Annotated in this window: 14 protein-coding genes; 5 read left to right on the top strand and 9 right to left on the bottom strand. The window is 63.6% G+C overall.

The features are described from left to right. Positions 1-79 precede the first annotated feature (79 nt). The gene (locus tag HWE01_RS16710; protein ID WP_008334032.1) at positions 80-337 is read right to left on the bottom strand and encodes a BTH_I0359 family protein; all 258 of its coding nucleotides are present in this window, start codon (positions 335-337) and stop codon (positions 80-82) included. Between the two features lie 218 nt (positions 338-555). Between HWE01_RS16710 and HWE01_RS16705 the strand changes: the two genes are divergently transcribed. Beyond that, a complete protein-coding gene (locus HWE01_RS16705) occupies positions 556-720 on the top strand; it encodes a hypothetical protein (RefSeq protein ID WP_008334034.1) in 165 nt (54 codons plus the stop codon). A 98-nt stretch (positions 721-818) separates the two neighbouring features. Here the strand turns inward: HWE01_RS16705 and HWE01_RS16700 are convergent, their stop codons facing one another. The 6 genes from HWE01_RS16700 to HWE01_RS16675 form a co-directional block, all read right to left on the bottom strand. After that, entirely contained in the window at positions 819-1,568 is a 750-nt protein-coding gene (locus tag HWE01_RS16700; RefSeq protein ID WP_008334035.1) for a response regulator, read from the bottom strand. A gap of 167 nt (positions 1,569-1,735) precedes the next feature. Next, positions 1,736-4,015, bottom strand: coding sequence for a sensor histidine kinase (locus HWE01_RS16695; RefSeq protein ID WP_008334036.1), 2,280 nt, complete (start codon positions 4,013-4,015; stop codon positions 1,736-1,738). Then, positions 4,012-4,629 carry a DUF4390 domain-containing protein gene (locus HWE01_RS16690; RefSeq protein WP_008334037.1) on the bottom strand — a complete coding sequence of 206 codons (618 nt, stop codon included), beginning with the start codon at positions 4,627-4,629 and terminating at the stop codon, positions 4,012-4,014. Before HWE01_RS16690 ends, HWE01_RS16695 begins: the two co-directional genes overlap by 4 nt. After that, on the bottom strand, positions 4,626-5,945 hold the full coding sequence (gene rsmB / locus HWE01_RS16685; RefSeq protein WP_241822362.1) for a 16S rRNA (cytosine(967)-C(5))-methyltransferase RsmB: 1,320 nt from the start codon (positions 5,943-5,945) through the stop codon (positions 4,626-4,628). Before rsmB ends, HWE01_RS16690 begins: the two co-directional genes overlap by 4 nt. A 274-nt stretch (positions 5,946-6,219) precedes the next feature. After that, positions 6,220-6,564 (bottom strand): DUF1840 domain-containing protein, encoded by a 345-nt coding sequence (locus HWE01_RS16680; protein WP_008334039.1) that lies wholly within the window; start codon positions 6,562-6,564, stop codon positions 6,220-6,222. Between the two features lie 173 nt (positions 6,565-6,737). Next, positions 6,738-7,271 carry a hypothetical protein gene (locus HWE01_RS16675; protein ID WP_241822361.1) on the bottom strand — a complete coding sequence of 178 codons (534 nt, stop codon included), beginning with the start codon at positions 7,269-7,271 and terminating at the stop codon, positions 6,738-6,740. 142 nt (positions 7,272-7,413) lie between these two features. Here HWE01_RS16675 and HWE01_RS16670 point away from each other — a divergent pair, with 142 nt between their 5' ends. After that, positions 7,414-9,420, top strand: coding sequence for an OPT family oligopeptide transporter (locus HWE01_RS16670; protein ID WP_008334050.1), 2,007 nt, complete (start codon positions 7,414-7,416; stop codon positions 9,418-9,420). Positions 9,421-9,427: 7 nt separating this feature from the next. Here HWE01_RS16670 and HWE01_RS16665 read toward each other — a convergent pair whose 3' ends face one another. Beyond that, complete coding sequence (locus HWE01_RS16665; protein ID WP_241822360.1) at positions 9,428-10,951, bottom strand: YifB family Mg chelatase-like AAA ATPase; 1,524 nt, start codon at positions 10,949-10,951, stop codon at positions 9,428-9,430. Positions 10,952-11,024: 73 nt separating this feature from the next. Then, on the bottom strand, positions 11,025-11,270 hold the full coding sequence (locus HWE01_RS16660) for an accessory factor UbiK family protein (protein WP_008334075.1): 246 nt from the start codon (positions 11,268-11,270) through the stop codon (positions 11,025-11,027). 421 nt (positions 11,271-11,691) lie between these two features. Between HWE01_RS16660 and HWE01_RS16655 the strand changes: the two genes are divergently transcribed. The 3 genes from HWE01_RS16655 to HWE01_RS16645 are packed head-to-tail and all read left to right on the top strand — an operon-like array spanning position 11,692 to position 14,373. Then, positions 11,692-12,474 (top strand): TorF family putative porin, encoded by a 783-nt coding sequence (locus HWE01_RS16655; protein WP_008334077.1) that lies wholly within the window; start codon positions 11,692-11,694, stop codon positions 12,472-12,474. 12 nt (positions 12,475-12,486) lie between these two features. Beyond that, a complete protein-coding gene (locus HWE01_RS16650) occupies positions 12,487-12,825 on the top strand; it encodes a P-II family nitrogen regulator (RefSeq protein WP_006713297.1) in 339 nt (112 codons plus the stop codon). Positions 12,826-12,840: 15 nt separating this feature from the next. Then, the gene (locus HWE01_RS16645) at positions 12,841-14,373 is read left to right on the top strand and encodes an ammonium transporter (protein WP_175344514.1); all 1,533 of its coding nucleotides are present in this window, start codon (positions 12,841-12,843) and stop codon (positions 14,371-14,373) included. Positions 14,374-14,810: the final 437 nt, after the last annotated feature.

Raw genomic sequence — 14,810 nt, 5'->3', positions numbered from 1 at the left:
CTGATGACAAGCTGACCAAAAAAAACGCCGCGCGGTGGGCGCGGCGTTGTTGCCTGTGAAGCGGGAAAACCCGACCGGATCAGTGCAAGGTCATGGGATGACGCATCATCACGTCATAACGGCTCAGGAAGTTGTCGATGTCTTCCATGGACGGCTCGGAGGCAATCAGTTCCTGGACATCCTTGCGGAACAGTTCGGCCGCCGGGCCATCGATGTAGATCTCGCGCTGGCCGGACTTGTCCATGATCTCGTAGCCGCCGAAGCGCAGGGCTTCGTGGTCGGTATCGGCACCGAATTCGACGACGCTGTACTGCTCACTGTTGTAGATCAGGTTCATAGTGACTCCTTATGCTGGAATACTGCTTCGAAAAGGAAGTGGCGCCTTCACCGTAAATTTCAAGACCCTTCACCTGGGCCGCGCCTCGTGTGCATTTCTGCTACTTCGATACAGCTCCCTCGGGGAACGCCGCGTCGCTTGCGCTCCTGAGTCTGTTGACGGCAGCTTTGCCCAAAAACTTTGATGGCTGCCTTCTTGCCTGATGATCCAAAACCGTCATGAAGCACTGTCACCTGCTGAAGATAGATGACAAGCCTGCCCGGAAGTTCATCATGCCGCCCCGGGCCGGGTTGCGCACTGGCAAGCCAGACGACACCTTCAGCATGCCGCTGTCGGACGCAAAAGAACATCAGGAAAATTCTGACGCCGCCACAGTCCCGTGACGGCGTTGCCCACGCACATGCTCAGGCTACCAAAAGAAACGGGACCGCGCTGCGGTCCCGTGGTGCTTGTCCCTTGTGCCATGTGGCTTGTCGATGGCTCAGTGATTCTTGCGCGCCAGCTTGCCTGGTTCCACGCCCAGCTGCTTGAGCTTGCGGTAGAGGTGGGTGCGTTCCAGGCCGGTGCGTTCGGCCACGCGGGTCATGCTGCCGTTTTCGCGCACCAGGTGGTATTCGAAATAGGCGCGCTCGAAGGCGTCCCGCGCTTCGCGCAGCGGCAGGTCGAAGGAGATGTTGGCGGCATTGTCAGCCACCTGACCGAAGGGGGCCGTAGCCGGCGTGCCATGATGCAGTGGTTCGCCGCCCAGCGTGGGCGCATAGGTGGTCACCGGGGCCGCGTGTTCGGGCGCATGCAGGCTGTCGGCGGCGCCATTGACCACGGCGGCCACCGGGGCCGGACGATAGCTGGCCGGGCGCACCGCTTCACGGCTGTGCGAGAGGCCCTGCTGCACGGCCTTGAGCAGCTTTTGCAGGGCGATCGGCTTTTCCAGGAAGTTGAGCGCGCCGATGCGGGTGGCTTCGACGGCGGTGTCGATGGTGGCGTGACCGGACATCATGATGACCGGCATGGTCAACAGGCCATCGCGTTGCCACTCCTTCAGGAGCGTGACGCCGTCGGTGTCGGGCATCCAGATGTCGAGCAGCACGAGGTCGGGGACACCGGCCTGGCGAAGCTCGCGTGCCTGCTGCGCGTTTTCCGCAGTGGTCACGACATGCCCCTCATCGCCCAGAATTTCTGAGAGCAATTCGCGGATACCCATTTCGTCATCGACGACCAGGATGTTAGCCATGTGCTGCTTTCCTCGCTGCTAGTTCATTGTCCAAGTGTTCGATCTTGTTCCGGGCCGGCGCGCTCAATGCGGCGTTGGCGAGCATGCCTTGATGAACTGCCGGGTCCCTCCCGGCGCCTTGCTGTCGAATCTTGATCCTGGGGACGGTTTCCGGAGAAAACTGTCTCTTAATCAATAGGTGCTAACTTTACCAGCAAAATTACAATTTTTGCGCCCCGGCCATCGGTCCGATTCTGGATATCGATGCGACCACCATGTTCCTCGACGATTTTCTTGACCATCGCCAGCCCCAGACCGGTGCCTCTGGCCTTGGAGGTGACATAGGGTTCAAAGGCGCGCGCCAGGATGGTGGGCGAGAAGCCGGGGCCGTTATCCATGATCGACAGACGCACCGCTGGCCGGCGCTGGCCGTCGGTGCCGGCAATATCGATCTGCTCGGTCAGCACGTCGATGCGCGGTGCGCTCTGGCCGTCATCGGTCACGGCATCCTGGGCATTCTGCAGCAGATTATGGATGACCTGGCGCATCTGGGTCGCATCGCCCATGACCTTGCTCATCTCCGGTGCCAGGCGCGCGTGGATCACGTCGCGGCCATCGCCGGCCAGGTAGAGGTTGAGGATTTCCTCGATCAGGGCATTCAGATCCAGTGCCACCGGCTTGGCTGGCGGGGTCCTGGCGTAGTCGCGGAAGTCGTCGACCATGCGTTTCATGGCCGTGACCTGGTTGACGATGGTGGTGGTGCCCTTGTCGAGGATGGCGGCGTCGGCTGGCATGAGCTTGTCGGCCAGGCGGTGCTGCAGGCGTTCGGCCGAGAGCTGGATGGGGGTCAGCGGGTTCTTGATCTCGTGCGCCAGGCGGCGCGCCACCTCGCCCCAGGCAATCGAACGCTGGGCCGAGATGACGTTGCTGATGTCATCGAACACCACCACGTAACCGACGCCGTTTTCCACCGGCAGGTGCGAGCCGCGTGCCAGCAGGGTCAGCTTGTCGTGGTCGGGCTTGCCGCCTGGTTCCTCGTTGGCATCGCGCAGTGCGCCGGGCTGGCGCGAGAGCTCGAACTGGCGCTGCCAGTGCAGGCCGTCGGCACCATCGCTGCTGTGCTGGGCCAGTTGTTCGGAGAAGGCGCGGATGATGGCCTGGGCAAATGGGGCCTGGCTGTCGATGGTCTGCAGGGGGGTGCCGATATTGGCCGAGAAATCGTGGCCCAAAATGCGGCGCACCGAATCGTTGGCGCTGACGATGTTGAACTGGCCATCCAGCACCATCACCCCGGCCGACATGTTGGCCAGCACCGACTCCAGGTAGGCCTTGGCGTTCTCCAGCTCGGCCCGGTTCCTTTCCACCGAGGTGCGCGCTTCCAGCAGCTGGCGCGTCATGGTGTTGAAGGATTGGGTGAGCGTGCCCAGTTCATCGGAGGTGCTCACGATGGGGCGAGGTGAGAGATTGCCCTCGGCCACCGCCTTGGTGCCTTCGGCCAGCAGCAGCAGCGGCTTGGCCAGGTCGCTGGCGATCAGGAAGGCACTGGCGATGGCGGCGAAGATGGCCAGCAGCAGGGTCAGGGTGAGGGTGACCAGGTAGATCTTGCGCAGGCCCGAGCGCGAGACTGAACGCTGCTGGTATTCGTTGTAGGCCAGTCGCAGTGTTTCGGCATTGCTGGCGAGGTAGTCGGGCACCGGCTGGAGGATCTGCAGGTAGCGCGTTTCGTTCTGCAGGGACATGCCGCGACTGGGGGCCGGTACCAGCACCACCACGTGCAGCCGCAGGTTGCCGTCGGCGTCGGACTCGCCATTGGACGGGCGGGTATCATCGCTTTCCACCGCCGAGAAGGCGCGCGAGACCCGCGCCTGGCGCATCGCCTGGCTGCTGGGCAGCACGGGCGTGAGTGAACCGATGGAGCCGCCCACCGTACTCATCACCTGGCCATTGCCGTTGACGATGGTGATTTCCATGTTCTGGTCGCGCTGGCGGGAGAGGTAGGTCACCTGCTCCGAGTCGCTCATGTCGGAGAGTTCCTGGGCCATGCCACGCGCCCGCGAAACCAGGTCCGAGAGCGAGGAATCCAGGGCATTGCGGCCCAGGTTGAGGCCCGATTCGAGCGCCGCCTCCATGCGCACGTCGAACCAGGATTCGATGGAGCGCGACACGAACTGCACCGACATCAGGTAGATCACCGCTCCCGGCACGATGCCCACCAGCGCAAACATCAGCACCAGTCGCGCCAGCAGCTTGGAGCCGAACTTGCCGCGCCGGTAGCGTTTGTAGAGCCGCCCCAGCAGCAGCAGCACCAGTCCCAGCAGCGAAATGGCGGCCAGACCGTTCAAGAACAGCAGCCACGGGTAGTGCTGCTCGAAGAGGGCGGAATTTTCGGAGGCCGAGGCCAGCAGGAACAGCAGGACGCTGATGACGCCCCCGCCGACCACCAGCAGATAGCGTAAGGTGCGGCTCATTCGGGTTTGTAGTTGAATTCGATCCAGTCCGAGGACAGGCGCCAGTCACTGTTGTTGAGCGCATTGACCTGGAAAGGCTTGGGCAGCTGCGCCACGTCCAGGCGCATGCGCAGGCCGACCTGGTAGGTCTCGCCGGACTTGAGGGTGTTGTTGTCGGCGACGATCCAGCGCGGCGGGCGGCGGATCAGGGTCAGCGCGTCCTCGAGGTTGGTGAAGCTCTGCTGCAGCTGGCCGCTGATGGCGGTGTGGTATTGCCGGGTCAGCACGTTGTAGGACAGACGCAGGGTGCGCGTGAGCGAGACGCTGGTTTCGTCGAACCAGTACCAGCGCCGCCGGGTCAGCTGGACCTCGGTGGTGAAGTACAGGGGCACACCGCGCGAGAGCGCATCTTCCAGGCCGCGATTGAGGTCGAAGTCATAGGAAACCGAGAGGCGGTAGCCTTCGTCACTGGCTTCGATGCTGGCCTGGTTGATGGTGATTTCGGCGGCCTGCACGGCCAGGGTGGAACAGGCCAGCAGCAGCGCCAGCAGCCATTGCAGCACCGCGCGCAACAGCCGGGAGGGCTGGCGGGCGGGCGCGGGAGTCGGGAAGGGGGCCGATTGCGTCAAATTCATGCACCAGGTTTTTGGAACAGCGCATAGAACAGGCCATCGTGATCGGCATCGGCACGGGCCGTCGGCAACAGTTGGCCTGGAGCGGGCAGCCGGATGGCATGGTTTTTCTGCGCGAAGGCGATCGCTTGCTGCTCCGATTCCTGGGGCCACAGCGAGCAGGTTACGAGCAGCAATTTACCATCCGGTCGCAGCATCTGCCAAAGCTTGTCCAAAATTTGCGCAGAAAGTGTTGCAAGCTGCACGGTGTCGGTCTTGCGACGCAGCCAGCGAATATCCGGGTGGCGCCGCACGATGCCCGAGGCAGTGCAAGGTACGTCGGCCAGGATGCGGTCGTAGCCCTGGCCATCCCACCAGCTGTCGTCGCGGGCGTCACCCGTGAGCAGCCTGGCCTTGAGCTGCAGCCGGTCGAGGTTCTCGGCGATGCGCTGCAGCCGGCGCGGGTCGTGATCCAGTGCCTGCAGGTCGAGGTCGGCCAGTTCCAGCAGATGGCCGGTCTTGCCGCCGGGTGCGGCGCAGGCATCGAGCACCCGCATGCCGTCGGCCACGTCCAGCAGCGGGGCGGCCAGTTGGGCGGCCGCATCCTGTACCGACACCACACCCTCGGCAAAGCCGGGGATCTGCTGCACCGGCATCGGCTTGTCCAGCCGCACCGCGCAGGGACCGACGGCACGCGCGCCGATACCGGTCTGCTGCAGCGTGGCCAGGTACTGCTCGACGCTGGCGCGGCGACGGTTCACGCGTAGCGTCAGCGGCGGCGGCTGGTTGCCGGCGTGGAGGATGGCCTGCCACTGCTCGGGATAGGCGGCCTTGAGACGGTCGATCCACCAGGTCGGGTAATTCCAGGTAGCGGGCGGGGTCTTGCCGGCCTGCGGCATGAGCGTCGCACGTTCGCGCAGGAAGCGGCGCAGGATGGCATTGACCACTCCCTTGGCGAAACTCATGTCCTGGCTGATGGCGGCCGCCTCCACCGCCTGGTCGACCACGGTGAAGCTGTCGTAGCCGGCTTCTTCTTCATTGACCAGCAAGGCCAGTGCCGTCACCAAGAGGCCGTGCAGCACTTCCGGTTGCGGCGGCTTGTTGGCCAGCAGGCCCAGCAGGCTGTCGCTCAGGCCGAGCTGGCGCATGGCGCGGTAGCTCAGGTCCTGGATGGCACCGCGTGCCGGGGGCGGCGCATCGCTGCGGGCGAAGATCTGCGCCAGCGCCTGCGGCAGCGCATGGCCGGCGCCCACGGCGGCCACTGCCTGGGCGGCATAGGCCAGCTGGTAGGCCAGGGAATCGGCCTTGGCGCCGGGGGAGAGGAGAGAAATCTGGATCACGTCTTGGCTGGCTCAGGAAGATACGACAGCGCCCGTGTTGCAGCACGGCAATGACCGGTGCGAGGGGCGCGGGCCGCCAGTGTACCAGCGGCCCATGCTGACCACACCTGCGTCATGCGTTTTCGTGCGGCGGTCCTGGCCGCAGCAGCGCAGTCGCAGGGTGCCCGGAAACGACAAACGGCTGCCGCGGTGGATGATCGCGGCAGCCGTTCGGCCAGGGTGCATCAGGTCCGCAAGCAGCCGGCGCCATCGCGGCCCCGGTCTTGCCCGGCCATCAGACGCCCCAGAGGATGTCGTAATTGCCCTTCTTGGCTTCGCGCAGCATGTCCAGCAGCGGATAGGCGCGGGCCGAGAAGCTGACCGGTTCGATCTTTTCGTGGTTGTGGTCGTCGACGTCGGCGTTGTGGTGGGCGTTGACGTCACGCGCCAGTGCCTCGGCCGCTTCGTGCGACTTGCTGGCGTTGATCTGCTGTTCCAGCACGGCGACGGCGTCACCGGCCTCGGCGGCAGTGATCACGCCACGGGCGAGGTCCTTGTGCAGCAGGTCCAGGATGGGTTTGGCGTGCGACTCGTACATCACCACATCGGCAGCCGCTTTTGATTTGAATGTGATCAGCATATTTCCTCAGGGTCTTTGATTGAAAACGTTTTTTGGGGCGCGTACGTCAACGCGCACGCGCTGGAAATGCGCTGCAGACTGCATCCGCATTTCTGCGGGAATGCCCGTTTGGAGTGACAGGCAACACAAGAATACTCTGCTAGCCGGAATCTTGTCATCCGGCTCGGCCCCGCTCAGCTTGGTTTGAAAGAGCTGAAAAAGGTTTCAATATTTTCCTCGGTGAAGGCTTTTTCTTCCCCTACGATGAGAATCTGGTACACCCGGCGTTCCCGTACCGCCAGGCGGGCCACCAGCCGCAGGGGGCGGCCCCGGGCCGCGCCGTGCGCATCCAGATCGAGCGTGCGCGTCAGGCCCGTGGTCTTGCCGGGCCAGCGCGGCGAGCCTTGCGGCTGGCCGCCGATGTTGTTGAGCAGGGCGGTGCGCATCGCGTCCAGCGCCCGGTCGGCCGCTGCCGCATCGGGCAGCTCGGCCGTACCCACGGCGAAGGTGAGGCCGTCGACCTCGGCGGCGGTCATGCTCATGTCGACCTTGGGGCCGTCCAGGTCCACCGGGCGCGTCACGCTGGCCGGCTTGGCTGGCAGCAGCACCACGAAATGCGCACCGTTGTCGCTGGCTTCGCGCCAGTTGTAGCGCGGCGAACAGGCCGCCAGGCACAGGCAGGCCAGCGACAGCAACAGCAACAGCAGGGCAGGACGAAGAGGGCGCATGGCAACGGTCCGAAAACGGCGAGAGAGGCATCATAACAAAGGCGCTTGCAAGCCAATATGAAGCAAATAGCGCGTTTGTCCGATGGTCTGCGCGCAATTCTTGCGGTATAAGAACGCATCGAAACGGACCCCCTCGACCGATATGAATCAACATACCCAAACCGGCCTGCCGGAACTGACCCTGCGCGGCATGCTGCTGGGCGCGCTCATCACGGTGGTGTTTACCGCCTCCAACGTCTACCTTGGCCTGAAGGTCGGCCTGACCTTTTCCTCGGCCATTCCCGCTGCGGTGATTTCGATGGCGGTGCTGCGCCTGTTCTCCAATGCCAACATCCTGGAAAACAACATGGTCCAGACCCAGGCGTCTGCGGCCGGCACCTTGTCTTCCATCATCTTCATCCTGCCGGGCCTGGTGATGATGGGCCACTGGCAGGGCTTCCCCTTCCTGCAGACGCTGGGCATCTGCGCCGCCGGCGGCATGCTGGGCGTGATGTTTTCCATTCCGCTGCGCCGGGTGATGGTGGTGCAAAGCGCGCTGCCCTATCCGGAAGGGGTGGCGGCCGCTGAAATCCTGCGCGTGGGCAGTGCCGACGCCGACGGTGGCGAGCAAACCCGGCGCGGCCTGCGCGATATTCTCTTCGGCGGCACCCTGGCAGCAGCCTTCAGCGTGATTGCCAGCGGACTGAAGCTGTTTGCCGAAAGCATCAGCCTCTGGTTCACCGCCGGGGCCTCGGTGGTGCGCCTGACCATGGGATTTTCGCTGGCGCTGGTGGGCGCGGGCTACATGATCGGCATCGTCTCCGGCATCGCCATCCTGATCGGGCTGGTGATTGCCTGGGGCGTGGCCGTGCCTTATCTCACGGCGGTGACCCCGCATGCGGCTGACGTGGCCATGTCGGACTTCGCCAATGGGCTGTGGAAAAGCCAGGTGCGCTTCATCGGTGCCGGCATGATCGGCGTGGCGGCGGTCTGGACCCTGGCCACGCTCTTCAAACCCATGCTCGAAGGCGTCAAGGCCTCGCTGTCGACGCTCGCGCGGCGCCAGCAGGGCAGCACCGAGCGCACCGATCAGGACATGTCGCCGCGCTGGATCATCGCCATCAGCCTGGCCATGATTGCGCTGCTGGCGGTGGTGTTTGCCTCCTTCCTGTCGGAGGCGCCGGTGTCGCCGGCGCTGTTCATCGGGCTGATCGTCTATGCGGTGGTGTTTGCCTTCGTGTTCGGCTTCCTGGTGGCGGCGGCCTGCGGCTACATGGCCGGGCTCATCGGTTCCTCCTCCAGCCCGATTTCCGGTATCGGCATCGTGGCGGTGATTCTGGTGTCGGTGCTGCTGCTGGTCTCGGGTGCGGTCGATCCGCTGCTGGCCACCCCCGACGGCAGCAAGCTGGCCATCGCGGTGGCGCTGTTCGTGACCGCCGCCATCATCGCGGTGGCCGCCATTGCCAATGACAACCTGCAAGACCTGAAGACCGGCCAGCTGGTCGGCGCCACGCCCTGGCGCCAGCAGGTGGCGCTGCTGGTCGGTTGCGTGGTGGGTGCGCTGATCATTCCTCCGGTGCTCAATCTGCTCTACAACGCCTACGGCTTCACCGGTGCCCTGCCGCGCGCCGGCATGGATGCGGCGCAGGCCCTGGCGGCGCCACAAGCCACGCTGATGACGGCCATCGCGACCGGCATCTTCACCCGTGAGCTGAACTGGACCATGCTGGGCGTGGGGGTGGCGCTGGGCATCGTGCTCATCGTCATCGACTGGCTGCTGGCTCGTCGTGGCGGTGTGGCGCGCCTTCCGGTGCTGGCGGTGGGCATCGGCATCTATCTGCCGCCGATGGTCAGTAGCGCCCTGTTCCTGGGGGCCTTGCTGGGCTGGCTGATCGAGCGCGCATTGCGGCGTCGTGCGCTGGCCGCTGGTGCCGATCCGCAGGCCTATGCGGACCAGCCGCGTCAGCGTGGCATTCTGGTGGCATCCGGCCTGATCGTCGGGGAGAGTCTGGTCGGCGTGCTCTTGGCGGCCATCATCGGCTTTACCGGCAAGGATGCACCGCTGGCCGTGGTGTCGGGGGCGTTTGAGTCGACCGCACAGTGGCTTGGACTGGTCGCGCTGGCGCTGGTACTGATCGCCTTTGCGCGGCGCATCCTGCCGGCGCGCTGAAGAGGCCCTAATACCCGCCCAGCATGCGCCGATACTGGACCGCCTCGGCCACGTGCGTCTGCAGGATGTGTTGGGCATCGGCCAGGTCGGCGATGGTGCGGGCCAGTTTCAGCACCCGGTGATAGGCCCGCGCCGACCAGTTCAGCCGCAGCATGGCGGCCTGCAGCAGTTGGGCGGCGGCATCGTCGTGCTGGCAGTACCGGTCGATCTGGCTGCCACCGAGCTGGCTGTTGGGTTTGCCCTGGCGCTGCCATTGACGTTCAAAGGCGTGTGCGACGCGCTTCGCGATGGCGGCGCTGGATTCGCCCGGTTGCTGGCTGGCCAGTTCGGCGGGGCTCAGGGCGCTCACATGGATCTGCATGTCGATGCGGTCCAGCAGCGGACCGGACAGGCGCGCCTGGTAGCGCTTGACCACCTCGGGCGTACAGCGGCAGCGGCCTTGCGGATCACCATGCAGTCCGCACGGACAGGGGTTCATCGCCGCAATAAGCTGGAAGCGCGCCGGGAACCGTGCCTGCCGCGCCGCACGCGATATCACGATATGCCCCGATTCCATCGGCTGGCGCAGCACGTCAAGCACGCTGCGTGGGTACTCGGCGATCTCGTCGAGGAACAGGACCCCATGATGCGCCAGCGAGATTTCTCCAGGCCGGGGCGCACTGCCGCCGCCGACCAGCGCCACGGCGGAGGCCGTGTGATGTGGTGCGCGATAGGGGCGTTGGCGCCAGCGATCCATGTCGACACTGCCGCTCAAGGATTGCACCGCCGCTGACTCCAAGGCCTCTTCCAGCGTCATCGGCGGCAGGATGCCGGGAAAGCGCGTGGCCAGCATCGACTTGCCGGCACCGGGTGGCCCGACCAGCAGGATGCTGTGCTGGCCGGCCGCGGCCACTTCCATCGCGCGTCGCGCCTGTAACTGCCCTTTGATGTCGCTGAAATCCGGATAGGTCGGCACGTCCACTGCCGACCGTGGCGGGTGCCGCTGCAGCCGGGCCGCAGGGTCGCGCGTACTGAAGTGGCTGCAGACCTCCAGCAAGGACCTGGCGGGAAGGATGTGCGCCTCGGGCAGCAGTGCCGCTTCGTCGGCATTGGCCGCCGGCAGGATGAAGCTGCGTGGCTGGCCGTGGTCCTGGTGCTCCCGCTGGATGGCGCAGGTCATGGCCAGCGCGCCGCGAATGGGCAGCAACTGGCCAGACAGCGACAGCTCTCCCGCATATTCATGATCGTCCAGCCGGTCCGCAGGAATCTGCTCGGAGGCGGCCAGGATGCCCAGCGCAATGGGCAGATCGAAGCGTCCGGATTCCTTGGGCAGGTCGGCCGGAGCGAGGTTGACGGTGATGCGGCGGGCAGGGAATTCAAACCGGGCGTTTTGCAGCGCTGCCCGAACGCGATCACGGGCTTCCTTGACCTCGGCTTCGGGGAGCCCGACGATGGTAAAGGCCGGCAAGCCATTGGCCAGGTGCACCTCGACCGTCACAGGCGGGGCGCTCATGCCGGCCAGGGCGCGGCTGCGCAAGACTGCCAGGCTCATCGCAATGCGCCCGGCAGCTTGTCAGCAGGAAGAAGGGAAGGGGGAGAAAAAGAGAAAAGTGTCCGGGCCAGGATCATGGAGTCTGTTTTTGCTGAGCCTCAAGCTCGGCAACACGCGCTTCCAGCGCCTCCAGGCGGGCACGGGTCTTGGCCAGTACCTGGGCCTGGACGTCGAATTCCTCGCGCGTGACCAGGTCCAGCTTGGCAAAACCCTGACTCAGCATGGCCTTGACGTTCTTCTCGATGTCCTTGGCCGGAGAGTTCTCGATCGCCTTGTTGATCTTGGATTGCAGGTCTTCAAAAAATGGGGGCTTGTCCATGTCGGATCTCCTTGGCTGATAGCTGTACTGCAAGTTTAGCGGTTTCCCGCTCATCCTCAAACCGCGATGTCCTGTACAGACTGCATTTTTGTGCACAGGTGCCGTCACGAGGTTGAATTTTCCTTCGGGAAATGCGCCGACTTGGTGATCCTGGCCTCGCCCGCCACCCACGCACCAAAATGTGATTGCCGCGTCCGATGCAGGTTTGACAAAAAACAAGCAATATCGCACCAATGACGTGCATTGACAGCCTTGATGCACTATTTTGAAGCTGTTCTCGAAAAAAATCGTTGCAAATCTCTGGTTTCACGCAAAAAGACAAGTCTGCCTTGCCGAACGGACATGGCACGGCTCCTGCTAAAGGGTTTGGGCAAAGACAAAAAACGACTTTATTGTTCAAACATAAACCAGAGGGAAAGTCATGAAGAAACTGATTCTTGCAACAGCCATCGCCGCATCCTTCGTTTCTACCGTGGCCCGCGCCGAAGACGCCAAGCCGGATAATGAATTGAGCTTCAACGCCGCCGTGGTGAGCGACTACCGCTACCGCGGCCTGACCCAGACCCGTTTCGACCCGGCGCTGCAGGTTGGTGCTGACTACACGCACAACCCGACCGGTCTGTACGCCGGCACCTGGCTGAGCAACATCAAGTGGATCAAGGACGCCGGCACCCTCACCGGTACCGATACCAAGGGTAACGTCGAGTGGGACATCTACGGCGGCAAGCGCGGTGACATCGGCGGCGGTTTCACCTATGACGTCGGCGGCCTGTACTACTACTACCCGGGCAACACCCTGGCCAACAGCGGCGCCAAGAACGCCAATACCTTCGAACTGTACGGTCAGGTCGGTTACGGTCCGGCCTACTTCAAGTATTCGCAATCGCTGACCAACCTGTTCGGCGCCGTCAACAGCAAGTACAGCCAGTACTTCGACCTGGGTGCCAACATCGAGACCTACTATGGCGTCATGCTCGGTCTGCACCTCGGTCACCAGAACGTGCGTGGCAACCCTGGCCAGTTCAGCTACACCGACTGGAAGGTCGGCCTGTCCAAGACCTTCGACGACGCTGCCGGCATCACCCTGGGCCTGGCCTATGTCGGTACCGACCTGAAGGACGGCGTGACGACCACCCCGGCATCGGATGGCACCAAGAACGTCGGCAAGAACGGCTTCGTCTTCTCCATCAGCAAAACTTTCTAACAAGAGGTTCGTATGAAACTGATCACAGCGATCATCAAACCGTTCAAGCTGGACGAGGTGCGTGAAGCCCTCTCCGCGATCGGTGTGCAAGGCATCACCGTGACTGAAGTCAAGGGCTTCGGTCGTCAGAAAGGCCATACCGAGCTGTATCGCGGTGCCGAGTATGTGGTCGATTTCCTGCCCAAGACCAAGATCGAGGCGGCCGTCGACGACGCCATCGTCGAACGCGCCCTGGAAGCCATCGAGACTGCTGCCCGTACCGGCAAGATCGGCGACGGCAAGATCTTCGTCCAGGACCTGCTGGATGTGATCCGTATCCGCACCGGCGAGACCGGTAAAGACGCTCTGTAAAAAAGGGGAATTCTAATGAGCATGAAGAAAATGTTTTCCGGCGCGCTCGCCATTGGCGCGCTGTTGTTGGCGGTAGGCTTTACCGCTCCGGCCCAGGCGCAGGACGCGCCCAAGCCTGAAGCCGCAGCGGCCACCGCCGCTGCCCCGGCCGCTGCCGCTCCGGCTGCGCCCAAGGCTGACGCCGCTGCCCCGGCGGCGGCTCCCGCCGCACCGGCCGCTGCTGCTGCCGCGCCGGCACCGGTGCCCAACAAGGGCGATACCGCCTGGATGCTGGTCTGTACCGCCTTCGTCATCCTCATGACCCTGCCTGGCCTGGGTCTGTTCTACGGCGGCCTGGTCCGCAGCAAGAACATGCTGTCGGTGCTGATGCAGTGCTTCATGATCTTCTCGCTGATCTACATCCTGTGGTTCGTCTACGGCTACAGCATCGCGTTCACCGAGGGCAATGCCTTCTTCGGCGGATTCGACCGACTGTTCCTGCACGGCTTGACGGGTGACTCCAACACCGGCACCTTCAGCAAGGGCGTGGTCATTCCGGAACTGGTCTTCGTGGCCTTCCAGGGAGCGTTTGCCGCCATCACCGTGGCGCTGATCATCGGTTCCTTCGCCGAACGCGTGAAGTTCTCGGCGGTGATCCTGTTCTCGATCCTGTGGTTCACCTTCTCCTACCTGCCGATGGCCCACATGGTCTGGTTCTGGCCGGGTCCGGACGCCTTCACCGACGCTGCTGCCGCTGAAAAGGCGACCGCCATCTCGGGCTGGCTGTTCCAGAAGGGCGCGCTGGATTACGCTGGTGGCACCGTGGTGCACATCAACGCCGCCATTGCCGGCCTGGTCGGTTCCTACGTGATCGGCAAGCGTATCGGTTTCGGCAAGGAAGCCTTCAAGCCCCATAGCCTGACCCTGACCATGGTCGGTGCCTCGTTGCTGTGGTTCGGCTGGTTCGGCTTCAACGCCGGTTCCGGTCTGGAAGCCAACGGCACTGCTGCCCTGGCCTTCGTCAACACCATCCTGGCTACTGCTGCCGCTGTTCTGTCCTGGAGCTTCGGCGAATGGATCGGCAAGGGCAAGCCTTCCATGCTGGGTGCCGCTTCCGGTGCCGTCGCTGGCCTGGTGGCGATCACCCCGGCCGCTGGCTTCGTGGGCGTCATCGGCGCCGTGGTCATGGGCCTGATCGCTGGTCTGCTGTGCCTGTGGGGCGTGAGCGGTCTGAAGAAGATCCTGGGTTCGGACGATGCGCTGGATGTCTTCGGCGTGCACGGTGTGGGCGGCATCCTGGGTGCCATCCTGACCGGCGTGTTCGCAGCCCCCAGCCTGGGCGGCACCGGCATCTATGACTACGTGGCCAACGCCGTGGCACCGGATTACTCCATCGGCGGCCAGGTCTGGATCCAGTTCCAGGGCGTGCTGACCACCGTGATCCTGTCGGGTGTGGTCTCCTTCATCGCCTACAAGATCGTCGACGTCGTCATCGGCCTGCGTGTGACCGAGGAAGAAGAACGCGAAGGCCTGGATATCTCCAGCCACGGCGAATCGGCTTACCACTAAGCATCTGTCGTACTGAGTCTGCAGTATTCCTTCGGGGCTGGAAACGGCCTCTTTATCAGGCGCCTTCGGGCGCCTGTTTTCATTTGTAGGCATTTGTACGCGTTCGTACGCTTCACAACATGAAGAAAAGCGCATACTTGTCATATCGCCAAGTTGTCTGCCGGGTTGTCGCTTTTTCGTCATTTTTCTTCATCAAAAAAGCTTTCCCGATGCAATGCCGCGTCGCAGGCGGATAATTCCCGAGTAATTGAGTCGGACTCTTTAAAATGCCGTCTTCATCGCCATGTGAACACTCCCGCCCACGCCTTTGCAGCGACCGTGGCCGGGCCGGGCTTTGCTGAAATGACAACGGCGGTTTCTACCGCGTTGCAACACGGTTTCAGGAATCCGCTAAAATCGACACTCGCTGCCGGCATTTACATCTCGTTAAGGTCTTT

Origin of the sequence: Herbaspirillum sp. C7C8 (assembly GCF_022627875.1) — a bacterium.
Lineage (GTDB): Bacteria > Pseudomonadota > Gammaproteobacteria > Burkholderiales > Burkholderiaceae_D > Herbaspirillum.
This window is presented reverse-complemented; position numbering and strand designations above follow the sequence as displayed.